Genomic DNA, 22,435 nt, shown 5'->3' on the forward strand with positions numbered 1-22,435 from the left:
AAAAGGGTCAACGTTCGCCCGTTCGGGCGGGCCGGGTCCGGTCGAGGGGGTGCTAGCCCAGTTCGAGGACGCGGGCGTGGAGCACCTGGCGCTGCTGCAGCGCGGCGCGGACGGCGCGGTGCAGGCCGTCCTCGAGGTACAGGTCGCCCTGCCACTTCACGACGTGCGCGAAGAGGTCGCCGTAGAAGGTGGAGTCCTCGGCGAGGAGGGTCTCCAGATCCAGCTGGCCCTTGGTCGTCACGAGCTGATCGAGGCGGACCGGGCGCGGTGCGACGTCCGCCCACTGCCGGGTGCTTTCCCGGCCGTGGTCGGGGTACGGCCGGCCGTTTCCGATGCGCTTGAAGATCACACGGAAAGCCTACCGGCCCAGACCTTCCGGGCGCAGCCATGGCGACGGAGTGCGACGCTGGAAAAGACGTGGTAAATCCGGGCGAAGCGGTAACTCTCCCTGACGGCCCGGAACCCGCCGGGCACACCCGGACCGGGAAGTGACGGGGAACAGGGGCCTGACATGAGTGACAGTGACACCGGGGCGGGGACGCCTCCGACAGCTGCACCCGAACGGGTGAGCGGCGAAACGGCCGTCCGGCCGGAAGCGGTGAGCGGGGGAGCCGCGCTGCCCGCCGAAGCCCTGCGGATCGCGGCCGGTTACGCCTTCGCCGGACCCGCTCTCGACCTGGGCGCCCTGCTCTGGGACGGGCGGTGTCTGCCGGACGCGCAGATCCGGATCCCGCTGCCCATGCTCAACCGGCACGGCCTGGTCGCGGGTGCCACCGGCACCGGCAAGACCAAGACGCTGCAGCTGATCGCCGAACAGCTGTCGGCCCAGGGGGTGCCGGTGTTCCTGGCCGACGTCAAGGGCGACATGTCAGGGATCTCGGCATCGGGCCTGCCGCAGGAGAAGGTGCGGGCGCGGGCCCAGGAGGTCCACCAGGCGTGGACACCGGCCGGCTGCCCGGCGGAGTTCCTCGCGCTCGGGGGCCTCGGTCACGGCATCCCCGTTCGGGCCACGGTCACCAGCTTCGGCCCGGTGCTGCTGTCGAAGGTGCTCCAGCTCAACCAGACCCAGGAGCAGTCCCTCGGCCTGATCTTCCACTACGCCGACCAGAAGGGCCTCGAACTGTTCGATCTGAAGGATCTGCGCGCGGTCGTCGCGTTCCTGAGCTCGGACGAGGGCAAGCAGGAACTGAAGGGGATCGGCGGACTGTCGACGGCGACGGCCGGGGTGATCCTGCGCTCCCTCACCGCGTTCGAGGCACAGGGCATGAGCCCGTTCTTCGGGGAACCGGAGTTCGACACCGGCGAGCTGCTGCGGACGGCGCCGGACGGGCGCGGCCTGGTCTCCGTCCTCGAACTCCCCGAGGTCCAGGACAGACCGCAGCTCTTCTCGACCTTCCTGATGTGGATGCTCGCGGACCTCTTCCACGACCTCCCGGAGGTCGGCGACGTCGACAGGCCGAAGCTGGTCTTCTTCTTCGACGAGGCCCATCTGCTCTTCACCGGCGCGTCGAAGGCCTTCCTGGAGTCCGTCACACAGACGGTCCGTCTCATTCGCTCGAAAGGGGTCGGCGTCTTCTTCGTGACCCAGACCCCGAAGGACGTGCCCGCCGACGTCCTCGCGCAGCTCGGCAACCGGGTCCAGCACGCGCTGCGCGCCTTCACCCCGGACGACCAGAAGGCGCTGAAGGCGACGGTGAAGACCTTCCCGAACTCCGGGTACGACCTGGAGGAGGTCCTCACCGCGCTCGGCATCGGCGAGGCCGTGGTGACCGTGATGAGCGAGAAGGGCGCGCCGACGCCGGTCGCGGTGACCCGGCTGCGGGCCCCGGGGTCCCTGATGGGTCCGCTCGACGCGGCCGATCTGGACCGGGCGGTGCGGGAGTCCTCGCTGTACGGGCGTTACGCGCAGGCGGTCGATCGCGAGTCCGCGTACGAGAAGCTCACCGCCCGGGAGGCGGCGCGCGAGCGGGCTGCCGGGGAGGCCGCGCCTTCGTCGCCCCCGCCCGGGAAGGCGCCGGCGACGAAGGGCCGTCCCAAGGAGGAGACGTCCGTCGTCGAGCAGGTCGTCGCCAGCGGTGTCTTCAAGTCCCTGGCGCGGTCGGTGGGGACGCAGATCGGACGGGAGATCACCCGCTCCCTCTTCGGGACGGCCCGCCGCAGGCGGTAGGGCACGGCGGCGCGCTCGCGTGTTCCCGTCCACCGCTCGCCGTCTGCCGTTTCCCGGCGGGAGGGGGCACGACGGGGAGATCCGGCGGGGCCGACCCCGGCCGGGAGAGCGTGGGCGGGCGGGCCCCGGAGGGAACTCGACGGGAGGGTCCGGGTGGGAAGGGCCGGCGGGGAGCGCGGACGGCGAGGGCCCGGCGGGGAAGGCCTGGCGGGGAGGGGCCGAGGTGACCCAGGACGGCCGCCCCGGCGTGGGACGGCCGTTCCGGTCTCCGTGGGCGTCTAGCCGCGCTCGCCGGGCTTCCTCGGCGCGACCGCCGGGGGTGTCAGGGGTGTCAGGGGTGCCGGGGGCGTCGGGGACGACGGGGACGCTGCGTCCCGGACCTTGTCCGGTCGGGGCGTCCGGACGGTGTCAGGGTTCGGCTTCGGCGCGTGGCGGGCGGCGTCCGCGCGCAGCAGGGCGCGCAGGATCGCGTACGGGTCGTTGGGCATGGCTGTGTCCTTGTGTTCGCTGGTACCTGGTCCGCTGATCGACCGGGTCTCTCAGCAGCGCAGGACCACCGAGCGCGGGGCGTGCGGGTCGGGGGAGGACGAAGCCGCCGCGGGGCGGGGCCGGGACGCGCGGCCCGGGTGCCCGGGGACGGTGCGGGGCGCCGGGCGAGACGGGGCGAGGCGGCCTTGTCCGGGCCTGCCGGGTGGGCGGAGGGCCGTGTCGAGCACGTCGTGTTCGGCGCCGTGGCCCGGTGTGTCGGCGACTGTCACGGGGGCCGCCGCGGAGAGCGCCTCGGCCTGCGCGCCCGCGGCGAGGAACGCCACGACGAGCAGCGCCAACACCCGCATCCACGCGTGCCGGCGCGGCGGGTGCGGCCGGGGGTGCGACGGAGCGGGCCTCATGTCAGGTCATGTCCCCTCAGCGGGAGGGTGGTTCATCGGGCGGCGGGGATATCCGCCCTCATGGCGTACGGACGGGGCGCGCGGTTGACGCCGGGAGGGGTCAGGCGGCGCGCGGGACGTGGCGGGCGCGCCCGCGGATCCGGAACGCGGTGACGATCTCGGTGACGCCGACCGCGAGGAGCCAGCAGCCGCCCACCAGGGTGAGGACGGCGACCGACGCGAAGGGGGAGACGATCAGGACGATGCCGGCGAGGAAGCTGACGATGCCGAGGAGGATCTGCCAGCCGCGGGCGGGCACGCTCGGGTCGGAGGCGGCGGCCAGGGTCTGGGTGATCCCGCGGAACAGCCAGCCGATGCCGATCCACAGGGCGAGCAGCAGGATCGACTGCATCGCGCCGCGGAAGCAGAACAGGCCGAGCAGGATGGACAGGGCGCCGCTGATGAAGGCCATGACGCGCAGGGAGGTGGCCGCGTGGGTGCCGAACGCGGCGACGAGCTGCAGTACGCCGCTGACGAGCAGGTAGAGCCCGAAGAGCACCCCCGCGGCGAGGAGCGAGGCGCCCGGCCAGACCAGGACCAGTACGCCCAGGGCGAGGGTCGCGACGCCGGCGGCCAGGACGGCCTGCCAGGCGCTGCGGGTGAGGAGGTGCAGGGGGCCTTCGGGGACGGCGCCCGGCTCACGGTCGTGCCGGGTGTGGGCCCGGCGGTCGTCGTACCGCGGATCGCCGGGGGCGGTGTTCGGTGCCTCGGTCATGCTTCATGCTTCGGCCGGGTGGCGCGCTCCGCCAGCGGGGTCACCCAACCGACGGACCGGTACGCCGGCCGACGGACCGGTACCCCGGCCTCCGGACCGGGTACCCCGGCCTCCGGACCGGGTACCCCGGCTTCCGGACCGGGTACCCCGGCTTCCGGACGGGCACCTCGACCTCCGGACCGGGTACCCCGGCTTCCGGACGGGCACCTCGACCTCCGGACCGGGTACCCCGGCTTCCGGACGGGCACCTCGACCTCCGGACCGGGCACCCCGGCTTCCGGACCGGCACCTCGACCTCCGGACGGGCACCCCGGCCTCCGGCCCGGCACCCCGGCCTCCGGCCCCCGCCACGGACGCTGCCGCCCCCGGACCCCCGTCATCGCCCGAAGGGCTCGCCCTCGCGTTCCGGGCCGGGCCGGTGTTCCGGCCCGGCCCGGAACGCGCCGGTCACCTGCCGGAGGCCTTCGCGGCGGCCTTCAGTTCCTGTTTGTGGGCCCGGACCTTGGCCAGGGACTCGGGGCCGGTGATGTCGGCGACCGAGCGGAACGCCTTCGGTTCGCCGTAGGCGCCCGCCGCCTCGCGCCAGCCCTTGGGGTGTACGTCGAGCTGCTTGCCGAGGAGGGCCAGGAAGATCTGGGCCTTCTGGGCGCCGAACCCGGGCAGCTCGTTGAGGCGCCGGAGGAGCTCCGCGCCCGTGCCGGCGTCCTTCCAGACGGCGGCGGCGTCTCCGGCGTAGTGCTCCACGAGGTACTGGCACAGCTGCTGGATCCGCTTGGCCATCGAGCCCGGGTAGCGGTGGACGGCCGGTTTCGCGGAGAGCAGCGCGGCGAACTTCTCCGGGTCGTACGCCGCGATCTCGTGCGCGTCCAGGTCGTTCGCGCCGAGGCGTTCGGCGATCGTGCGGGGTCCCTTGAACGCCCATTCCATCGGTACCTGCTGGTCGAGCAGCATCCCGACCAGGGCGGCGAGCGGGCTGCGGCCGAGCAGTTCGTCGGCGTCGGGATCCTGGGCGATGTGAAGACTGATGTCCATGCGTCGATGATCCGGCGCGGACGGCCCCGCCGCCTCCCCGCTGCGGGACACCGCTCCGGCCCCGGGGGCCGATCAGGTCGTACGCCAGTAGCCCATCGCGTTGACCCGCTGCTTCGGGAGGGCGAGCTCCTTGCGGACGTACGCCGTGAGGGAACGGGTCGTGGCGGTGTCGCAGGCGATCCACACGTACGGGTCCGGCTCGCCCTCCAGGAGGCCGGGGAGGTCCGCCCTGACCTCGGCGACGAGATGGGCGCCCCGGTCGCGGCGGGGCACCGGGCGGACGGTGTGACGGGAGGAAGCGGTGCGGAAGGGGAGCCCGTCCACGCCGTGGTCGGTCTCGAACCAGATCGTCGCCGGGGCCTGCCCCACCGCGTCCAGCAGGGAGTTGAGGGCGGGGAGCGAGGCCGGGTCGGCGACGGCGAAGACATGGGAGGGGGCCGGGTCCGGATCGGTGAACGCGGTGCCGTGGACCGTCGCGTCGATGGTGTCCCCGGGGCGGGCCGCCCGCGCCCAGTCCGAGGCGCGGCCTTCGTGCAGCGCGAACTCCAGGCCGAAGGTGCCGGCCGCCGGATCGGGGTCGACCAGGGTGTACGCCCGCTGGTGCGGCTTGCCCGCGTGGTCGAACCACAGCCGGACCCAGAGCGTGGGGTGCACCCCGGTCGCCGCGAGCATGCCGCCGTCGGTGAACCGCAGCCGCCGGTAGCGCGGGGTGACGTCCTCGGCACCGGTCACGGTGAACGTGAAGTCCTTGCCGCGCAGCAGTTTGAGTACCGCGCCCTCCCAGCCGTGCCCCTGGCCCATCCTGTCTCCACCCCTCGCGTACGATCTCGGCCAACTAAAGTTAGGTTAGCCTAACCTGATAAAAGTGGGGATGGACTGTGACCGCCGAGCTCTACCGTGACCCCTGGGGAATCCCCCATCTGCGCGCCGGGAGCGCACTCGAACTCGCCCACGCCCAGGGCCGCACCACCGCCGTCGACCGCGCGTGGCAGCTGGAGGTCGAACGGCACCGCGCGCGGGGCACCTCCGCCTCGTTCCTCGGCGCCGGAGAAGCCGCCTGGGACGTGTTCGTCCGCCGGGCCCGGCTCGACGACACCGCGAGACGCTGCTTCGCCGCCCTGGAGAGACAGGACCCGGAGACCGCCGAGTGGGTCGTCTCCTACGTCGACGGGGTCAACGAAGGACTCGCCGAAGGCGCCCGCCGCGCACCGGAGTTCGCCCGGACCGGACTCGTACCGGGCCGCTGGGAGCCCTGGACCCCGCTCGGTGTCTGGCTGGCCACCCACATCCTGTTCGCCGGTTTCCCCGCCAAGCTCTGGCGCGAGGAGGTCGTGCGGCGGCTCGGCGCCGACGCCGTCGGGCTCTTCGCCACCGACGGGCCCGGCACCTCCGGCAGCAACGGCTGGCTCGTCACCGGCGAACGGACCGTCACCGGGCAGCCGGTCATCGCGGGCGACCCGCACCGCTTCATCGAGGACCCCGGCGTCTACCAGCAGATCCATCTCGCCTGCCCCGAGTTCGACGTCGTCGGCCTCGCCGTCCCCGGCGTCCCGGGCATCGCCCACTTCGCCCACACCGAAACCGTGGCCTGGGCCATCACCAACGCGATGGCCGACTACCAGGATCTGTACCGGGAGCGGCTGCGCCGGACCGGGGAGGCGGGGGAGGCCCTGGAGGCGCTGGACCCGGACGGCCGGTGGCGGCCGGTGACCCGGCACGTGGAGACGGTCGAGATCGCGGGCGGCGCACCGGTCGAGGTCGAGGTGATCGAGACCGCGCGGGGACCGGTCGTCATAGGGGGAACCGGAACGGACCACGGCACGGCCGGGGGGAGCGGGCAGGACGCGGACGGCCGGGGCGCCGTCGGGCCCGTCAGCCTCCGTTATCCGCCCCGCGTCACCGGGGACCTCGGCTTCAGCGCCCTGCTGCCGCTCCTGCGCGCCCGCGAAGTCGCCGACGTGGACCGGGCGTTCGACCTGTGGGCCGAGCCCGTCAACGTCGTCCAGGCCGCCGACACCGCGGGCGGGGTGCTGCACCGGGTCGCGGGCCGCGTCCCGGTCCGCGCCGAGGACAACCGGACCCGGATCGTCGCGGCCTGGGAGCCCGGACACGAGTGGCGGGGCTGGCACGAGATGCCGTACGGAACCGTCGAGGACGGCATCGCCGTGATGGCCAACCAGCGTGGCCCCGCGACCCCGCTCGGCGTCGAGTTCGCCCCGCCGCACCGCGCCGCGCGCATCCGCGACCTGCTCGCCTCCCGGACGGCCTGGCCGGCCCCGGACATGGCGGCCGTCCACATGGACACCCATCTCGCCTCCGCCGCACCCCTGATCGGCCATGTCGCCGCCCTCGGCGGACTCACCCCGCGGGCGGCGGAGCTGCGCGGCCTGCTGCTGCTCTGGGACCGCAGGATGGAGGCCGACAGCGCGGGGGCGGCGGCGTACGCGGCGGTCCGAAGCGGGGTCGTACGACGGCTCGCCGCCCACCCGGTCTTCGCCGTACTGGCCGACCCGCCGGAGTACCCCGAGGTCCTGCGCCCCTGGCTCGCCCTCCTCCCCCGCATCGGCTTCGCCCTCGAGAACCTGCTCAGGGCCGAGGAGTTGTACGGCATCGACCGCGCCGGTCTGGTGCGCGCTGCCGTCGAGGAGGCGGCCGCTCGGCCGCTCGGCGTCTGGGGCGACAGCCACCGCCTCGCCCCCTGGCGGGCGACGGCCGGCGACGCGTACGACGAACCGGGGCTCGCCGGCGACCACGACTGCGTGCTGTGCACCTCGGCCGTCCCCGGCCTCACCGACCTGAGCGCGCGCGGACCGGCCGCCCGTTACGTCTGGGACCTCGCCGACCGCGACAACAGCCTCTGGGTGGTGCCGTTCGGCGCCTCGGGGGTTCCCGGCTCGGCCCATCACCGCGACCAGCTCCCCCTGTGGCTGGCGGGAGAACTGGTGCCCGTACGCACCGACTGGGACCGGCTGACCGGGGAACGGCGACCGGCCCCGCACACCACCCCGGAATCCGTCCGGGACGACCAGGAGAACCATGATCACTGAGCCGTACGCCCCCGCCCGCGAGGCCGTCCACGAAGAGGAGGTCGACGGCTTCGGCACCGTCCGCGTGCTGCCCGTCGACCCCCGCGCCGACCTGGACGTCATCCACCGGTGGGTGACACAGGAGCGCGCCGGCTTCTGGGGCATGACCGGATTCACCAGGCAACAGGTCCTGGAGACCTACCTCCTCCTCGACTCGCTCGACACCCACCACGCCTTCCTCGCGGTCAAGGACGGCGAGCCCGCCGCGCTCTTCCAGACGTACGAGCCCGAGGCCGACCGGGTCAGCGAGTGCTACCGGGCCGAGCCCGGCGACATCGGGATCCACCTGCTGATCGGCCCCGCGGGGGACGAGGGCGCCCGGCCGGGCTGGTCCTCGAAACTGCTGACCGCCTTCACCACCTATGTGCTGATCGGCCTCGACCGCCGACGGGTCGTGGTCGAACCCGACGCACGCAACACGAAGGCGATCTCCCGTCTGGTCCGGCAGGGCTTCGAACCGGGCCCCGAGATCGTGCTTCCCGAAATCGACCTTCCCGGGGTCTACTTGCCCGAGAAGCGCGCCCGGCTCGCCTTCCTGAACCGGGAAGCGGTGTTCGGGGCCGGCTCGCCCGCCACCCCGGGCGTCCCGGCCGGACCGCGCGCTTCGCCGGTGGAGTGAGCACGGCGCCGGATTCGTCCGTACGTATCCGTGACTCCGGAAACACGGGGACTCTGGAAACACGGAGACGGTGACGGCGTGTGAGCGGACGAGGACAGCGGGAGCGACGGCGTGTGGCCCGGGGGCTGGCCCTGCTGGGCACGGTGCTGGTTCTGGTCCTCTTCGGCGGGGTGGGCGGCGCGTCCGCCCACGCGGCGCTGACCGGTGCCGACCCCGAGGACGGCAGCGTGCTGAAGACGGCTCCCCGCCAGGTGACGCTGACGTTCACCGAGTCGATCGGGCTCCTCGACGACTCCTTCCGCGTGCTGGACCCGGGCAACCGGCGCGTCCACACCGGCGAGCCGGGTCACGCGGACGGACGTTCCGACACCGCCCGAGTGACCCTGCCCAAGGGCCTCGGCACCGGCACCTTCACCGTGGCCTGGCGCGTCGTCTCGGCGGACAGCCACCCGGTCTCCGGCGCCTTCACCTTCTCCATCGGCAAACCCTCCGCGACCGTCGCGCCGGTCCCCGTCGACCCCGCCGGGGACCGGGTCTCCGCCACGCTCTACGACGTCGCCCGCTACTTCGCGTACGGCGGTCTCGCCCTGCTCATCGGCGCCGCCGCCTTCGTCCTGGTCTGCGGATTCCCGGGCCCGGTACGGCGGCTGCTCCTCGCGGGCTGGTGGACGCTGTTCCTGTCGACCTTCGCGCTGCTCCTGCTGCGGGGCCCCTACGAACGCGGCACCGGCCCCATGGACGCCCTCGATCCGTCCGTCCTGAACGAGACACTGGTCAGCAGGCCGGGCCTCACCCTGCTGGCCCGGCTGGTGCTGCTGGCGGTGGTGGCCTTCCTCCCGGTACGCGCGGACCGGCGGGAGCGCGCCGTCCTCGCGCTCGGCGCGCTGCTGACCGTCTCCCTCGCCGTCACCTGGGCGGCCGCCGAGCACGCGTCCGCCGGGATCCAGGTACCCGTGGCCATGGTCTCCTCCGTCCTGCACCTGCTGTCCATGGCGGTCTGGCTGGGCGGACTCACCGCGTTGCTGACCGCGCTGTACCGGTCGGCCGAGCCGCTCCCCGCGGCGACCGTCAACCGTTTCTCCCGGCTCGCCCTCGGGTCCGTGGCCGTCCTCGTCGTCACCGGCGTCTACCAGTCCTGGCGCGGCCTCGGCTCCTGGGACGCCCTCACCTCGACCTCGTACGGCCGCATCCTCGTCGCCAAGCTGGTCGCGGTGCTGTGCCTGCTGGCGGGGGCGGCGTACTCGCGGCGCTGGGCGGGGCGGCTGATGGTGGCGGCGCAGGAGCGCGTCGAGGCGGCCGTGGCCGTGGCCGAGCGCGTGCCGGAGACCGTCGGGGCACCGGCGGTCGTGGACGGGACCGTCTCCGGGGTCGTGTCCGGCGCCTCGACGACGGGGGACACGGCCGCCGGCGGAGCCGATTCCGCCGGTGCCGCCGACGCGGACGACATCACGGGCGACGGTTCGGACCCGGCCCCCGCCGCGGACCCGGCCCCGGACTCGTCTCCTTCCGCCGAGACCGCCCGCTACCGGCGGGCCCTGCGCGGCTCGGTCCTGGCCGAGGTCACCGTGGGCATCGTCGTGCTGGTGATCACCACGCTGCTCACCGGGACGCAGCCGGGCAGGGCCGCCACCGAGGCCGCCGCGAGCTCGGCGACCACGGCCGCCGGTGAGCCGGCGGGCGCTCCGACGGTCATCCCGTTCGACGTGGGCACACCGGGCGGTCACGGCAAGGTGCAGATCGAACTGACGCCGGGCCGGGTGGGCGAGAACTCCGTACAGGCCGTGACCTTCGGCCCCGACGGAGGGATCGTGTCGGTCCCCGAACTGCGCCTCACCTTCACCCTGGAGTCCCAGCGCATCGGCCCGATCGACGCGGAACTGGCCGACCGGGGCGGCTACTGGGGGGCCGACGGCGTCACCCTCCCGGTGGCCGGCACCTGGACGATGAAAACGACGGTCCGCACCTCCGACATCGACCAGGTCACGGTCTCGAAGACCGTACGGATCGGCTGATCCGGCGCCGGGAGCGGCCCGGCGTACGTCCCGGGCGCCAGAACGTACGTCCCGGGCGCCGACCGGGTGCTAAGGGGTGGCCCGCCACGTCCCCGCACCGGTGGACCTGCCGTCGTGCGCGACGGTCAGGGGGCCGCGCGGTCGGGCGATCCGCACCGGGGTGTGCGTGGCGGGCGCGGAGCCGGGGATGACCCCCTCGACGCGGCCCACGTGTGCGAACGCCGCCAGGACCCGCTCCAGTTGGCCGTCGGTGTGCGCGGCGGTGAGGGTGACCCGCAGTACCTCGCGGCCGGCCCTGACGACCGGGTGGACCATGGGCGCGGCGAACACCCCGGCGTCGAACAGCTCCCGCCACATCCGCATGCACCGCTCGCGCCCGGCCACCAGCACCGGCACCACCGGTGTGACCGACGCCCCGGTGTCGAAGCCGAGCGCGCGCAGTCCGTTGTGCAGCCGCTCGGCGAGGTCCAGGACCCGCGAGCGGCGTTCGGGTTCGGCGCGCAGGATCCGCAGCGCGGCCAGCGCGGCGGCGACGTTGGCCGGTGAGGCCGCCGCGGTGAACAGCGCCGTCCGCGCGTGGAACCGCAGATAGCGGATCACGTCGGCGGGGCCGGCGATCACCCCGCCCACCGAGGCCAGGCTCTTGGACAGGGCACTGGTGACGAGGTCGGGACGCAGCCCGAAGTGCTCACCGGCGCCCGCTCCGGTCGGGCCGAGCACCCCGAGGTCGTGGGAGCTGTCGACGACGACCCGCGCCCCGTGCGCGCCCGCCAGCTCCATGAGGCCCGGAAGATCGCAGACGTCCCCGTCCACCGAGAAGACCCCGTCCGTGAGGATCAGCTTTCCGCCGGTTCCGTTCCCGTCTCCTCCTGTTCTGTCTTTTCCGGTTCCGTCTCCTTCGTTTCCGTCCGCTTCTTTTCCGTTCCTGATTCCGTCGGCGGTGCGGAGCAATTCCTCCAGGTGATCAAGGTCGCCGTGCAGGAATTTGCGTTCTTTCGCCCTGCCGAGACGGACGGCCTCTTCCAGTGAAACATGATTGGAAAAGTCGCTGAATACCATGTCCCCGTCCCCGAGGAGCGGGGCCAGCATCAAATTCGCCTGATATCCGGAAGGGAGCACGGCGGCGGCCTCGTGGCCCAGGAACGCCGCCAGGCCGTGCTCCAGCTCCTCGTGCAGTTCCAGCGAGCCGCTCACCGCCCGGGACCCTCCCATCGAGGTGCCGAAGCGCCGTACCGCGGCGACGGCGGCCTCGCGCACCCGGGGTTCCGCGGAGAGTCCCAGATAGTCGTGGGAGGCCGCGACGATCACTCGGCGGCCCTCGAAATCGGCCTCCGTGCCGTCGAACGTATCGCCGATCGCCCGGAAGTAGCAGTCCCGTCCCGTCACCCGCAGATGCTCCGCGGTCCATGGCCGGCACTTTTCCAGAATATCCATGCCTGCGTTCGCCCATCGCTCGCCTGTAGCATTAATTCTCTCGGAGAATTCGGTTCCGTTGGAGATGGTACTTTGAGGTGTCTGCCCTGCTATCCATGCGACGGAGAAAAAGTGTCATACGAAGAACTCAAAAGCGTTCTTGTTTCTCTTGGGCTTTCCGAGGATGACATCAGCCCGGACGCGACGCGCGAGGAAGCGGGACTGGATTCCATCGCCGTCGTCGAACTGGCCCTGGTCCTGCGCCGCGAGAAAGGGGTGGCGGTGACGGAGGAGGAGATCGGCGCCACCCTCACCGTCGCGGACGTGGCCGCCCTCGTCGGAGCCAGGTGACCTCCGTATGACCGGTCGACAGGACGTGTGCGTCACCGGCCTCGGACTCGTGACCCCGGCGGGAGACGGCTGGGCCCCCGGCTGGGAGCGGGTCTGCAAGGGGCTGCCGACCGCCGTACTGGCGGGGGAGCGGGAGACGGTCCCGCCGCACCTGGCCTGCCGGGTGGGCGGCTTCGACCCGGTCCGGCTGGGCGGGGCCCGCGCGCGCAGGCCCGACCGCTGCGCGCAACTGGCCCTGCTCGCCGCGCGGGAGGCACTGGCCGACGCCGGGCTGGACCCGGCACGGTGGGACGGCGCGCGCGTCGCCGTGATCGTGGGCTCCGGCACCGGCGGTGCCCAGACCCTGGAGTCCGAGCACCGCGCGCTGCTGACGGCCGGCCCGCGGGACATGTCGCCGTACGCGGTGCCCGCCGCGCTGGGCAACTCCCTGGCCGCGCAGCTGACCATCGAGTTCGGTGCCTCCGGCGCCAGTTGTACGGTCAACACCGCCTGCGCGTCGGGTGCGACCGCCCTCGGCATGGCACGGGACCTGCTGGCCCTGGACCGGTGCGACATCGCGCTGGCCGGAGGCGCCGACGCCGCCATCACACCGTTCTACGTCGCCGGGTTCGACCGGATCGGCGCGCTCTCCCACCGCTTCGGCGATCCCACCGGGGCGCCGCGCGCCTTCGACCGGGGGCGGGACGGCTTCGTCATCGGCGAGGGGGCCGGGATGCTGGTCCTGGAGCGCGCCGCCGACGCGCGCGCCCGCGGCGCGCGGACCCGCGCCCGGATCCGGGGCTTCGGAGCCTCCTCGGACGCGCACCACGTGGTGCGTCCCCACCCGGACGGCACCGGCCTCGGCACGGCCGTCCGCGAGGCACTCGCGCAGGCGGGCGCGAGCGAACGGGACGTGACCCACGTCAACGCCCACGGCACCGGGACCCCGGCCGGCGACCGGGCCGAGGCCGCGGCGCTGGCCGGGCTCTTCCCGCACCGGCCGCCGGTGACGTCCACCAAGCCGGTGACCGGGCACCTGCTCGGCGCGGCGGGCGCGGTGGAGGCGGCGTTCACCGTCCTCGCCGTCGAGCAGGGGCTCGTTCCGCCCACCGCCAACCTGGAGGAACCCGATCCGGCGATCGACCTCGACATCCCGACCGAGGTCCGCCCGGGAGGGCTAGGGCTGGCGCTCTCGCTGTCCATGGGCTTCGGCGGACAGAACGCCGTCCTGGCCGTCACTCCCGACTGACTCCCGCCCGCCGGGCCGCTGCTCCCCGATCCCGTACGACGGCCGTCGCGCCTCGTACGAGGTGAGGGTGAAGTCGTCGGCCAGGTGGGGCAGGGCGGCGACCCGGCGCGGGAGATGACGCAGCAGCGCGGCCAGCACTTTGTAGCGGACGCTGGGTACGCAGACGACGGGCGGGCGGCGCCGCAGGATCGCCCGCACCGCCCGCTCGGCGACGTACGGCGAGGCGAGCGTGAGCGACGGAGGGGACGGCGGGATACCGGCCCGCTCGTGGAACTCCGAGACGGTGTGCCCGAGCAGGAGGGCGGTCAGCGCCACCGGTGAGGTGCGGATGCGGCGCGTGTGGGCCAGCGACTCGGTCAGCGCCAGCGCGTACGCCTTGGAGGCGCTGTACGAGGTGCCCTGCCAGACCGGCGCGGTGGCGGCCACCGAGGAGACGTTCAGGATGCGTCCGCGGCCCCGGGCGAGCATCGCGGGCAGCGCCGCGTGGACGAGCCGGGAGGGAGCGACGACGTTGAGGGCGAGCATCCGCCGCTCCTCCTCCCACGTCGTGCGCTCGAAGGACAGGCCGAGTCCCGCACCGGCGTTGTTGACGAGGATGTCGGCGTCGCACGCGAGCGCGGCGGTCAGTTCCATGCCGGCCTCGGTGCTCAGGTCGGCGGCCAGCGGGCGGGCGCTGACCCCGTACTCGGCTTCGAGGGCGCCCGCGAGCCGGTCCAGGGGTCCGGCGCTCCGGGCCACCAGGACGAGGTGGTGGCCGCGGGCGGCGAGGGCACGGGCGATGTCCGCGCCGATGCCGTAACTGGCGCCCGTGACCAGGGCTGTCGACCCTTCCGGACCGGTCGTGCTCATGAGTTCTCCCCGGGACGGGACGCGTGCGGATCTCTGTGACTGGCGTGACTGGCAGGGCTGGCAGGGGTGACGGGATCTGCGGAGACGAAGGGGGCGCCGGGGTTTCCCGGGCCGCCGGGATCGCCGGGGGCGTCGGGGGCGCCGGGGGCGACGGTGACCTCGCGCCACAGCCGCTCGACGGCATCGGCCCACAAGGCGGCGAGATCGCCGACGTCGTCCAGTGCCCGGTCGAGGGTGAAGCTCACCCGGACCTGCCCCTGGTACGAGAGGAACGACACCGCGAAGAAGTGGTCGCCGTGCAGGAACAGCGTGGGCACCACCCCCTCGACCGGATCCGCGCCGACCGCCAGCCGGCGGGGAAGGCGCAGCAGTCCGGAGGTGTCCACCGCGCTGCTCGCGGCGCAGGACTGCCGGACGAAGCGGTAGACGAGCCACTCCGGAAGACACTCCAACTGCGCCCGCAGCACCCGGCGCATCCCCTCGGTCCTGACCCGGCGGGTCGCGCGGGCGACGGCGACCACCCGGTCGGCGGGGGACTTCGCCCAGTAGGACAGCGGAATGCGGACGGCCGAGACCCTGTTGCCCACCGCGAACCGCTCCTCCGGCCTGCGGAGACTGACCGGCAGTCCCACGTGCAGCTCCCGGCCGGGCCCGGGGCCGGCCCCCCACTCCTCGGGCACCCAGTCCCGTACCGCCTCCGCCAGCGCGGCCAGGCAGACGTCGTTGGGCGTGGCCCCGAGGGCCTTCGCGACATCGCGGGGCCAGGACACCGGCACCGCCGCCGACAGGAGCCGCGTCCGGCCGGTGAGGGGGCGGTGCGGCGCCCAGGTCAGGGTGGACCGCAGGCCGCGTACGGTGTCGGCCGCGTTCTGCGCGATCGCCCGCGCCGGGATGTTCCTCACCCACGCGAGCGGGTCCCGGTTCCCGCCGGTGCCGCGGACGCCGGGTGCTTCGGCCACGGCCTGCCGGGGCGGAACGGCGGGCCCCACCCCGAACAGCGCCGTGAGCGCGTCCAGTACCGCCTGCCCGTCCTGGGCGGCGTGGTGCGCGCGGTAGAACAGCGCGTACGTGTCCGGGGAGTAGCCGTGGATGACCCAGACCCCCCAGCGTGGCGCGCCGGCGCTGATCGGTTCACCGAGCAGGGCGTCCACGGCCCGGCCGAGCGAGGGCCGGCCGTCCTCCACGAGGATCTCGTGCACATGGCGGCGCGGGTCGAAACCGGGATCGAGCTCCCAGACCGTCCGGCGGCCGCGGCGGCCGACCTTGCAGGCGAGGCTCGGCATGCGGTCCACGCGGTCGGCGATCTGCTCGCGCACCGGGTCCGGACCCGGGCAGGAGCCGGCCACCTCCAGGACCGCCCCGACATAGGGCCGGAACCGGGGCTCGTCCCGCTCGTAGCTGAGGAAGCAGCCGTCGACCGCGTTGGGGCTGGGAACCGTCGTGGTCATGGGCGCACCGCCGGACGCGGCCTGGTCATTGTCATGAGGACTTCCCTGGCACAGGTGGGCGGCGGGCAGAGTCGCTAACAGGGCACACGGCGGAAAGGTCACGGCGTGCCCTGTGCGCACCCGCCGGTACCGGTCCCGCGCGGGCCGCTCAGAGGGGGCCGGGACGGTCCGTACCGGGGGCGGACCCGTCGGCGCAGTCCGCAGGGGCGGCGTCCGCCCGGCGCGCGAGGGGCAGGAAGAGGACCGGGCGGGCGGTCCAGGTGAGCCGGGTGGTCTCGTTGTCGACCGACACCGAACACGGTTCCGAACGCAGCAGCGCCTGTCTCATCTCGATGCGGCCGTCGTAGAGCCAGTCCCAGGCCTCGTCCGCCGCGGCGGGGCCGAGCGCCGGTGTGATGGTGCGCAGGGCGACCGCTATCCACCGGTCGGCCTGCGCGGCCGAGTGCGCGTGCATCGACGCGAGCAGCGCCGGTGGGCCGCCCGCGGCGAGGTCCTCGGTCCGGCACTCGCACCAGTAGCCGCGGACGGTTTCCTTCATCGAGGCGCCCCCGGCGGCCAGTTCACGGACAGTTGGCGGGTGTTCTCGTCGTACATGGCTGAGTGAGCGGGCCGTTCTCGTGGTCGGGACGGACGCGAGCACGTACGTACTCGGGCTCATTCGGCGCCGAGTGGCGCCGTGGATGCGCTCGCGGGACACGGAGTCGACCCGGGCCGCGCGAGCCACACGCCGGGGACGTGCCGCGGCCGCCGCCACACGCCGGGGACGTCCGCGATCCGCCGGAAGGGCCGGCCTTCTCCGGTATCGCGTCCGGTGCCGGCCGGGGGAAGCGGGTTCCCGTGCCGCTCCCGTCGGCCCGTTCGACGCGCTCGGTGAGACAGCCGCGCGCCCGATCCGGTGTCAGCACCCCGGGGAAGAACACCCGCAGGACGTGTCGCTGGTCCGGACGGTCGGCGGGAGAGGGCTCCGCGGAGCCGGCGGCGACCCCGGCACCACGGTGCGTCCAGGCAGTCGGCCGGGACGGTCGCGGTCCTCGCCAGGATCTTCTCGCCGAGGGCCCGTACGCGAGCCCGTACGAGGGCGCACAGCTCACGCGCGCTCCTCCTGGGCAGTGCGTGAAGCGGCGCGGGGCTATCGTGCGGCCGTGACCCACGCCGTGGAGCGCCCCGTCCTCTTCCTCGACGTCGACGGCCCGCTCATCCCGTTCGGACCGTCCGCCGGCCGGCTTCAGGCTCCCGTTGCCGGTCCGGAGGAGCCCCCCGACGAGGGGAACCCGCTGCTCGGACGACTCGACCGCGCCGTCGGCCCGCGTCTGTTGGCGCTCGGGTGCGACCTGGTCTGGGCCACGACATGGATGGAGGAGGCCAACGAGCACGTCGCCGCGCGGATCGGGCTGCCCAGACTGCCTGTCGTGGAGTGGCCCGAGGCCTTTGCCGACGCGGGCCCGCGCGGCCTGCACTGGAAGACGCGCCCCCTGGTGGAGTGGGCCGGCCGCCGTCCCTTCATCTGGGTCGACGACGAGATCAGCGCCGTGGATCGGCTCTGGGTCGCCGCGCAGCATCCGGCACCGTCACTGCTTCACCGCGTCGACCCGGCCGAGGGCCTCACCGAGCGCGATTTCTCCGCGCTCGCCCGCTGGCTGCGTACCGACCTGCCAGGACGGTCCCCCGGGGAGTCGCCCGGAGCCGAGGAGAGAACCGACTGACACAAAAAACCGGACCGGCCGACACGACAACCGGCACGGATGAGATCCAGCGGGGCGGATTTACCAACAGCGTCCGCGAACGGTGGGGCCCTTCGAGTCGTGCCCGCGTCTCGCGGACGCCGTACCCGCGGGGACCGGAGAGGGCCGGGTCACGGCGTCAGTGCCGGTCCGGTCCCTTCGGGCGCGGACCGGCACACGCGGGGGGAATTCGATCACCCGCGTACCGGCCGCCTCGGGTGATCGTGCCGTGGAGCAGATCACGACAGCGATCGAGCGGCTTCTGGACTGGTGGGCACGGTGTCCACAGTGGCGGAGCCGGCGGATCACGGGCGGTGGAAGACGTGGAGCGCGCCGTACTCCGTCGCCTCGCTGCCGGCGAGTTCAGGGTGTTCGGGGACACGCTCCCGGAGGATGCCGATGGTGTCGGGCCACGTGGTGAACCGCGCTCCGGTGCCGGTGAGGACGCCGTCCCAGTCCTGGGCAGCTGAGACGCCGGTCCGGTCGATGACGAATCCACGGCACCCCGCCGCGTCCTGGTCGAGGATGCGCACCAGCGCCGCCACGGCCTCTTCGCGGTCGGGCTCGGGGATGTCGGCAATGCGCAGTGTGATGCTCTGCGTCGTCTCGTCCGTGCGTCGCACGATGCCGGTCAGGGACTGGTCGTAGCCCTTCCAGCAGGTGAACTCGACTCGTGTGCAGCGGCTCTCGGCCAGAGCGGCGGCGAGGACGGCGCCGTCACCCATCAGGGGCTCGCGGGTGCCGGTTGGCGTCTCGCAGAACCCGAAGAGAGCCCCCGTCAGGGGGGGGACGGCGAAGAGCCCGGCGCTGTCCAGGTGCGCGAGGAGCCGATCGGCGGCGGCGCTGGTCAGCTTCGGCACGTACCAGGTGAAGAAGGCGGCGGACTTGGAGGAGACGGCGGTCGGGGCGCTGTCCGGGAACTCCTCCCGAAAGATCTGCCTCGCCCGTTCGTCGGATACGGCGGGGACCGTGTAGCCGCCGGCCCGCATGTGGTCCAGGAACTCCTGAGGGAGGGAGACGTGGTGGCGGCGCACGTAGTGCATGAGGTCGATCGGCCAGATCCAGGTGCCGTCGGTCATCAGGGATTCGGAGCCCGCGATCCACTCGTCGTCGGTGAGAGCGTCACGCCGAGCGCCCATCGTGGTGTAGATCTCCCGAGCCGATTCCAGGTAGGCGAGGATGCGGTCCTCGTCCCAGGGTCCGCTGCTGCGTACGGCATCGCGCAGGGACGGCGCGCCGTCTGCGGCGGCGTCCGGGCCGCTGATCTCCTGGTAGAAGCCCGCTCGCTTGGTCATTTTCACTCCTGTGAGCCTGCCGCTAGTGGGTCATGGGCCGGTCACGCCCAGGGTGGCGGCGATCTCCACGACGCTTGCGGTCGCCGCAGCGGCCGCGGCCTCGGAGATGCCGGCGGTGAAGATGGCCAAGGCCGTGCCGGCCACGACGGTGGCGCCGACGATCTCCAGTTCGTGAGGGGGTGGCCGTTGGCACGCGCGAGTTCCGATGGGCCGCACGGGCAACGGAGAGCCCTGCTGTCGCCGAGACGCAGGCGCGTGAGCGCACGGCGGCCGGCGACCTGTGGGGCGGGTCGGGCTACGTGTTCACCAAGCCGCTGGGTGGCCCGCCGAGTCCGAACACGGACCATGCGCGACCGGAAGCGGCCGCTGGAGGACGCGGGGGTTCTGCCCGCTCGGCTGTATGACGCGCGTCACACGGCCGCGCCGTGCTCGTGCCGCCCGGTGTCCCGGCTCGTGTCATTGATCGGACCATGGGGTGGGAACCGGGTGCCTCCGCGAGCACGCGGGCGCGGTACCCGCATGTGCGGGACGCCGCGCTCAAGGACATGGCCCGGAAGATCGCCGAGGCCATCCGGTGGCCCCCGGGAAGCGCCCTTCGTGGACAAAAAACAGGACGGTGAGGGCTGAGGAACGTCGAAGGGCCCCACCGCGAACGGTGGGGCCCTTCGAGTCGTGCCCGGTGAGGCACTGGCGGAGGATACGAGATTCGAACTCGTGAGGGGTTGCCCCCAACACGCTTTCCAAGCGTGCGCCCTAGGCCACTAGGCGAATCCTCCGCGGCAAACAATACAAGACGTTGAGGAGTGCTCGCGAACTCGTTCCCCCCGCTCGGATCGGGTACTGTGAGCGCAGCCCCTCACGTGGCGCTATCTGACTGAACTCCCCCAGGGCCGGAAGGCAGCAAGGGTAGGTTGGCTCTGGCGGGTGCGTGGGGGGCGCTTGCGTCTGCCGGGGGTGTGAGGGAGAGCCGTCCCCGCCGCCGAGCGCTGTCATCACGGGCGGTCCCTGTTGTCAGTGGGCGCCTATAACCTCGTATGTGTGTCGTCTCTCGCGCTGTACCGCCGCTATCGCCCGGAGTCGTTCGCCGAGGTCATCGGGCAGGAGCATGTCACCGACCCGTTGCAGCAGGCGCTGCGGAACAACCGGGTCAATCACGCGTACCTGTTCAGCGGTCCGCGCGGGTGCGGCAAGACCACCAGCGCGCGCATCCTGGCCAGGTGTCTCAACTGCGAGCAGGGGCCCACGCCGACGCCCTGCGGGGAGTGCCAGTCCTGCCGCGACCTCGCCCGCAACGGCCGGGGATCCATCGACGTCATCGAGATCGACGCCGCTTCGCACGGCGGTGTCGACGACGCCCGTGACCTGCGCGAGAAGGCGTTCTTCGGGCCCGCGAGCAGCCGGTACAAGATCTACATCATCGACGAGGCCCACATGGTCACCTCGGCGGGTTTCAACGCGCTGCTGAAGGTCGTCGAGGAGCCGCCGGAGCATCTCAAGTTCATCTTCGCCACCACGGAGCCCGAGAAGGTCATCGGGACGATCCGGTCCCGTACGCACCACTACCCGTTCCGGCTGGTGCCCCCGGGGACCCTGCGCGAGTACCTCGGTGAGGTCTGCGGCAGCGAGGGCATTCCCGTCGAGGACGGGGTGCTGCCGCTGGTCGTGCGGGCCGGCGCGGGGTCCGTGCGTGACTCCATGTCCGTCATGGACCAGCTCCTCGCGGGAGCGGCGGACGCCGGTGTGACCTACGCCATGGCCACCTCGCTGCTGGGGTACACGGACGGGTCGCTGCTCGACTCGGTCGTGGAGGCGTTCGCCTCGGGGGACGGCGCCGCGGCCTTCGAGATCGTGGACCGTGTGATCGAGGGGGGCAACGATCCACGGCGGTTCGTCGCCGACCTGCTGGAGCGGCTGCGCGACCTGGTGATCCTGGCGGCCGTGCCCGACGCCGCCGAGAAGGGGCTCATCGACGCCCCGTCCGATGTGGTGGAGCGCATGCAGGCGCAGGCCGGGGTCTTCGGCGCCGCCGAGCTGAGCCGCGCCGCCGATCTCGTCAACGAGGGGCTGACGGAGATGCGCGGCGCCACCTCGCCGCGGCTCCAGCTCGAACTCATCTGCGCGCGCGTGCTCCTGCCCGCCGCCTACGGGGACGAGCGCGCCCTCATGGCCCGGCTGGACCGTATCGAGCGCGGGGTGAACTTCTCCGGCGGCGGCGCCCCCGCCATGGGGTACGTGCCCGGTCCCGAGGTGCACGGAGTGGCCGCGGCGGCTCCGGCCCCCGGCGGCCCCGGTGTCCCGCCGGGCGGCGGACCCGCCGCGGCCCGGGCCGCCGTACGGGCGCAGGGCCCGGGTGGCGCGGGCGCCGAGGGGCATGGCGGGTACGACACCGCTGGTGCCGGCGGCGGTGCTCCGGCGCAGGGTGCGGGGGCTCCCGCCCCGGCCGCGCCCGCCGTCGTACCCCCGGCAGCGCAGCCCCCGGCTCCCCCGGCCCCCGCGCCTGCTACCCCCGCGCCGACGAGCGAGCCGGCGTACGCTCCGGCCGCCGCGGCAACCCCCCCGGCGGGGCCCGCACCCGGTGCGTGGCCCGCCGCGACGGCCGCCGGCAGCGGCAGGCGCCCCGGCGGCTGGCCGACGCCGGCCTCCGCGGGCGGTGGGCAGGCCCCGGCCGCGCCCGCGCCGCCGGGGACCGCTTCGGCCCCCGCCGCCTCCGGTACCCCCGCCTCCGGCACCCCGGCCGCGCCCGCCGCCGCTCCGACGCAGGCGCCGCCGGCCGGTGGCCCCGACCCCCGCGTGCTGTGGCCGAACATCCTGGAGGCGGTCAAGAACCGCCGCCGCTTCACCTGGATCCTGCTCAGCCAGAACGCCCAGGTGACCGGGTACGACGGCACGACCCTGCAGATCGGCTTCGTCAACGCGGGCGCGCGGGACAACTTCGCGAGCAGCGGCAGCGAGGACGTTCTCAAGCAGGCGCTGGCCGAGCAGTTCAACATCCAGTGGAAGATCGAGGCGATCGTCGACGCCTCGGGCGGCTCGGCATCACCCCCGATGACGGCACCCGGCCCCGGGTTCGGCGGCGGTGGCGGTGGCGCGGGCGGCGGGTTCGGTGGCGGTGGCGGATACGGCGGCGGTGCCGGATACGGCGGGGCGCCTGCCGCGTCGCGTCCCGCGGCCCCGCAGTCGCCGGCTCCGGGCTCACGCCCCGCCGCGCCGCAGGGGCCGTCCGCGGGCCAGGCCGCGCCCGCGCCGAGACCCAGCGGACCTCCCGCCCCCGAGCCGCCCCCGGTCGCCCCCGAGGACGACATTCCCGAGGACGACGACCCCGACCTCGACGAGTCCGCCCTCTCCGGCCACGACCTGATCGTCCGTGAACTGGGTGCGACGGTGGTCGAGGAGTTCTCGAACGAGTAGCCGGGCCCCGGCCCGCGCCCGCGTCATCCGTCCCGGCCCCGGCCCGGTCCCTCCGGCCTGCACCCCGACCTCGGCCCGGGCTCGGACTCCCAGGCCCAGGTGAGGACCTCACCAAGAAGCAACTCCGTCGGACCCCAAGGCGCGGCTCCAAGACGCGTGCCC

The 22,435-nt window shown here is 73.5% G+C and carries 20 protein-coding genes, 1 tRNA gene, 1 other RNA gene and 1 pseudogene; 11 read left to right on the forward strand and 12 right to left on the reverse strand.

The genetic code is table 11. The annotated features are described in order from the left end of the window. Window positions 1-52: 52 nt before the first annotated feature. Window positions 53-349 (reverse strand): type II toxin-antitoxin system VapB family antitoxin, encoded by a 297-nt coding sequence (locus tag GFH48_RS21045; RefSeq protein WP_003955420.1) that lies wholly within the window; start codon window positions 347-349, stop codon window positions 53-55. Window positions 350-511: 162 nt separating this feature from the next. Here GFH48_RS21045 and GFH48_RS21050 point away from each other — a divergent pair, with 162 nt between their 5' ends. Continuing rightward, the gene (locus GFH48_RS21050) at window positions 512-2,167 is read left to right on the forward strand and encodes a helicase HerA-like domain-containing protein (RefSeq protein WP_153289738.1); all 1,656 of its coding nucleotides are present in this window, start codon (window positions 512-514) and stop codon (window positions 2,165-2,167) included. A 278-nt stretch (window positions 2,168-2,445) separates the two neighbouring features. Here GFH48_RS21050 and GFH48_RS21055 read toward each other — a convergent pair whose 3' ends face one another. The 5 genes from GFH48_RS21055 to GFH48_RS21075 all read right to left on the reverse strand — a co-directional run bounded on the left by GFH48_RS21055 (window position 2,446) and on the right by GFH48_RS21075 (window position 5,644). After that, complete coding sequence (locus GFH48_RS21055) at window positions 2,446-2,655, reverse strand: hypothetical protein (RefSeq protein ID WP_153289739.1); 210 nt, start codon at window positions 2,653-2,655, stop codon at window positions 2,446-2,448. Between the two features lie 51 nt (window positions 2,656-2,706). Further along, window positions 2,707-3,057 (reverse strand): hypothetical protein, encoded by a 351-nt coding sequence (locus tag GFH48_RS21060; RefSeq protein ID WP_153289740.1) that lies wholly within the window; start codon window positions 3,055-3,057, stop codon window positions 2,707-2,709. Between the two features lie 100 nt (window positions 3,058-3,157). Further along, the gene (locus GFH48_RS21065; RefSeq protein WP_153289741.1) at window positions 3,158-3,811 is read right to left on the reverse strand and encodes an HdeD family acid-resistance protein; all 654 of its coding nucleotides are present in this window, start codon (window positions 3,809-3,811) and stop codon (window positions 3,158-3,160) included. A 447-nt stretch (window positions 3,812-4,258) separates the two neighbouring features. After that, the gene (locus tag GFH48_RS21070) at window positions 4,259-4,843 is read right to left on the reverse strand and encodes an HhH-GPD-type base excision DNA repair protein (protein WP_153289742.1); all 585 of its coding nucleotides are present in this window, start codon (window positions 4,841-4,843) and stop codon (window positions 4,259-4,261) included. Window positions 4,844-4,915: 72 nt separating this feature from the next. After that, window positions 4,916-5,644 carry a siderophore-interacting protein gene (locus GFH48_RS21075; protein WP_153289743.1) on the reverse strand — a complete coding sequence of 243 codons (729 nt, stop codon included), beginning with the start codon at window positions 5,642-5,644 and terminating at the stop codon, window positions 4,916-4,918. Window positions 5,645-5,721: 77 nt separating this feature from the next. Here GFH48_RS21075 and GFH48_RS21080 point away from each other — a divergent pair, with 77 nt between their 5' ends. The 3 genes from GFH48_RS21080 (at window position 5,722) to GFH48_RS21090 (ending at window position 10,560) form a co-directional block, all read left to right on the forward strand. After that, a complete protein-coding gene (locus GFH48_RS21080; protein ID WP_153289744.1) occupies window positions 5,722-7,890 on the forward strand; it encodes a penicillin acylase family protein in 2,169 nt (722 codons plus the stop codon). Further along, on the forward strand, window positions 7,880-8,548 hold the full coding sequence (locus GFH48_RS21085; RefSeq protein ID WP_153289745.1) for a GNAT family N-acetyltransferase: 669 nt from the start codon (window positions 7,880-7,882) through the stop codon (window positions 8,546-8,548). Before GFH48_RS21080 ends, GFH48_RS21085 begins: the two co-directional genes overlap by 11 nt. A gap of 80 nt (window positions 8,549-8,628) precedes the next feature. Next, window positions 8,629-10,560, forward strand: a complete 1,932-nt coding sequence (locus tag GFH48_RS21090; RefSeq protein WP_228120771.1) for a copper resistance CopC/CopD family protein — start codon at window positions 8,629-8,631, stop codon at window positions 10,558-10,560. A gap of 69 nt (window positions 10,561-10,629) precedes the next feature. Here GFH48_RS21090 and GFH48_RS21095 read toward each other — a convergent pair whose 3' ends face one another. Continuing rightward, window positions 10,630-11,994, reverse strand: coding sequence for an aminotransferase class I/II-fold pyridoxal phosphate-dependent enzyme (locus GFH48_RS21095; RefSeq protein WP_153289746.1), 1,365 nt, complete (start codon window positions 11,992-11,994; stop codon window positions 10,630-10,632). Between the two features lie 111 nt (window positions 11,995-12,105). On the opposite strand from GFH48_RS21095, the gene GFH48_RS21100 reads away from it, so the two are divergent. Together GFH48_RS21100 and GFH48_RS21105 are read left to right on the forward strand one after the other, a co-directional pair. Continuing rightward, window positions 12,106-12,324, forward strand: a complete 219-nt coding sequence (locus GFH48_RS21100; RefSeq protein ID WP_153289747.1) for an acyl carrier protein — start codon at window positions 12,106-12,108, stop codon at window positions 12,322-12,324. Window positions 12,325-12,331: 7 nt separating this feature from the next. Next, window positions 12,332-13,552, forward strand: coding sequence for a beta-ketoacyl-[acyl-carrier-protein] synthase family protein (locus GFH48_RS21105; protein WP_153289748.1), 1,221 nt, complete (start codon window positions 12,332-12,334; stop codon window positions 13,550-13,552). Here GFH48_RS21105 and GFH48_RS21110 read toward each other — a convergent pair. The 3 genes from GFH48_RS21110 to GFH48_RS21120 all read right to left on the reverse strand — a co-directional run bounded on the left by GFH48_RS21110 (window position 13,481) and on the right by GFH48_RS21120 (window position 16,387). Next, window positions 13,481-14,401 (reverse strand): SDR family NAD(P)-dependent oxidoreductase, encoded by a 921-nt coding sequence (locus tag GFH48_RS21110; protein WP_153289749.1) that lies wholly within the window; start codon window positions 14,399-14,401, stop codon window positions 13,481-13,483. The two genes, GFH48_RS21105 and GFH48_RS21110, sit on opposite strands and share 72 nt — an antisense overlap. After that, window positions 14,398-15,849, reverse strand: a complete 1,452-nt coding sequence (locus tag GFH48_RS21115; protein ID WP_153289750.1) for a wax ester/triacylglycerol synthase domain-containing protein — start codon at window positions 15,847-15,849, stop codon at window positions 14,398-14,400. Before GFH48_RS21115 ends, GFH48_RS21110 begins: the two co-directional genes overlap by 4 nt. Window positions 15,850-15,997: 148 nt before the next feature. Then, window positions 15,998-16,387 (reverse strand): hypothetical protein, encoded by a 390-nt coding sequence (locus GFH48_RS21120; RefSeq protein WP_228120773.1) that lies wholly within the window; start codon window positions 16,385-16,387, stop codon window positions 15,998-16,000. Window positions 16,388-16,991: 604 nt separating this feature from the next. Between GFH48_RS21120 and GFH48_RS39250 the strand changes: the two genes are divergently transcribed. Further along, on the forward strand, window positions 16,992-17,552 hold the full coding sequence (locus GFH48_RS39250; protein ID WP_153289751.1) for an HAD domain-containing protein: 561 nt from the start codon (window positions 16,992-16,994) through the stop codon (window positions 17,550-17,552). 323 nt (window positions 17,553-17,875) lie between these two features. Here the strand turns inward: GFH48_RS39250 and GFH48_RS21130 are convergent, their stop codons facing one another. Further along, window positions 17,876-18,865, reverse strand: a complete 990-nt coding sequence (locus GFH48_RS21130; RefSeq protein ID WP_153289752.1) for a hypothetical protein — start codon at window positions 18,863-18,865, stop codon at window positions 17,876-17,878. Window positions 18,866-18,875: 10 nt separating this feature from the next. Between GFH48_RS21130 and GFH48_RS21135 the strand changes: the two genes are divergently transcribed. Then, the gene (locus GFH48_RS21135; RefSeq protein WP_153289753.1) at window positions 18,876-19,040 is read left to right on the forward strand and encodes a hypothetical protein; all 165 of its coding nucleotides are present in this window, start codon (window positions 18,876-18,878) and stop codon (window positions 19,038-19,040) included. A gap of 67 nt (window positions 19,041-19,107) precedes the next feature. Next, window positions 19,108-19,492 (forward strand): annotated as a pseudogene (locus GFH48_RS40290) (site-specific integrase); the annotation flags it as partial. A 61-nt stretch (window positions 19,493-19,553) separates the two neighbouring features. Here the strand turns inward: GFH48_RS40290 and GFH48_RS21140 are convergent. Then, window positions 19,554-19,641, reverse strand: a tRNA-Ser gene (locus tag GFH48_RS21140). Between the two features lie 71 nt (window positions 19,642-19,712). Between GFH48_RS21140 and ffs the strand changes: the two genes are divergently transcribed. Further along, an RNA gene (gene ffs / locus GFH48_RS21145) (signal recognition particle sRNA small type) lies at window positions 19,713-19,811 on the forward strand. A 92-nt stretch (window positions 19,812-19,903) separates the two neighbouring features. Then, window positions 19,904-22,273, forward strand: coding sequence for a DNA polymerase III subunit gamma and tau (locus tag GFH48_RS21150; RefSeq protein WP_153289754.1), 2,370 nt, complete (start codon window positions 19,904-19,906; stop codon window positions 22,271-22,273). The last annotated feature ends 162 nt before the right edge of the window (window positions 22,274-22,435 follow it).

Origin of the sequence: Streptomyces fagopyri, from assembly GCF_009498275.1 — a bacterium.
Taxonomy (GTDB): domain Bacteria; phylum Actinomycetota; class Actinomycetes; order Streptomycetales; family Streptomycetaceae; genus Streptomyces; species Streptomyces fagopyri.

Excerpts from the sequence above, each read along its gene's own strand:
- GFH48_RS21050 (WP_153289738.1), top strand. The coding sequence starts at position 512 with ATGAGTGACAGTGACACCGGGGCGGGGACGCCTCCGACAGCTGCACCC.
- GFH48_RS21055 (WP_153289739.1), bottom strand. The coding sequence starts at position 2,655 with ATGCCCAACGACCCGTACGCGATCCTGCGCGCCCTGCTGCGCGCGGAC.
- GFH48_RS21060 (WP_153289740.1), bottom strand. The coding sequence starts at position 3,057 with ATGAGGCCCGCTCCGTCGCACCCCCGGCCGCACCCGCCGCGCCGGCAC.
- GFH48_RS21065 (WP_153289741.1), bottom strand. The coding sequence starts at position 3,811 with ATGACCGAGGCACCGAACACCGCCCCCGGCGATCCGCGGTACGACGAC.
- GFH48_RS21070 (WP_153289742.1), bottom strand. The coding sequence starts at position 4,843 with ATGGACATCAGTCTTCACATCGCCCAGGATCCCGACGCCGACGAACTG.
- GFH48_RS21075 (WP_153289743.1), bottom strand. The coding sequence starts at position 5,644 with ATGGGCCAGGGGCACGGCTGGGAGGGCGCGGTACTCAAACTGCTGCGC.
- GFH48_RS21085 (WP_153289745.1), top strand. The coding sequence starts at position 7,880 with ATGATCACTGAGCCGTACGCCCCCGCCCGCGAGGCCGTCCACGAAGAG.
- GFH48_RS21095 (WP_153289746.1), bottom strand. The coding sequence starts at position 11,994 with ATGGATATTCTGGAAAAGTGCCGGCCATGGACCGCGGAGCATCTGCGG.
- GFH48_RS21105 (WP_153289748.1), top strand. The coding sequence starts at position 12,332 with ATGACCGGTCGACAGGACGTGTGCGTCACCGGCCTCGGACTCGTGACC.
- GFH48_RS21110 (WP_153289749.1), bottom strand. The coding sequence starts at position 14,401 with ATGAGCACGACCGGTCCGGAAGGGTCGACAGCCCTGGTCACGGGCGCC.
- GFH48_RS21115 (WP_153289750.1), bottom strand. The coding sequence starts at position 15,849 with ATGACCACGACGGTTCCCAGCCCCAACGCGGTCGACGGCTGCTTCCTC.
- GFH48_RS21120 (WP_228120773.1), bottom strand. The coding sequence starts at position 16,387 with ATGAAGGAAACCGTCCGCGGCTACTGGTGCGAGTGCCGGACCGAGGAC.
- GFH48_RS21130 (WP_153289752.1), bottom strand. The coding sequence starts at position 18,865 with ATGACCAAGCGAGCGGGCTTCTACCAGGAGATCAGCGGCCCGGACGCC.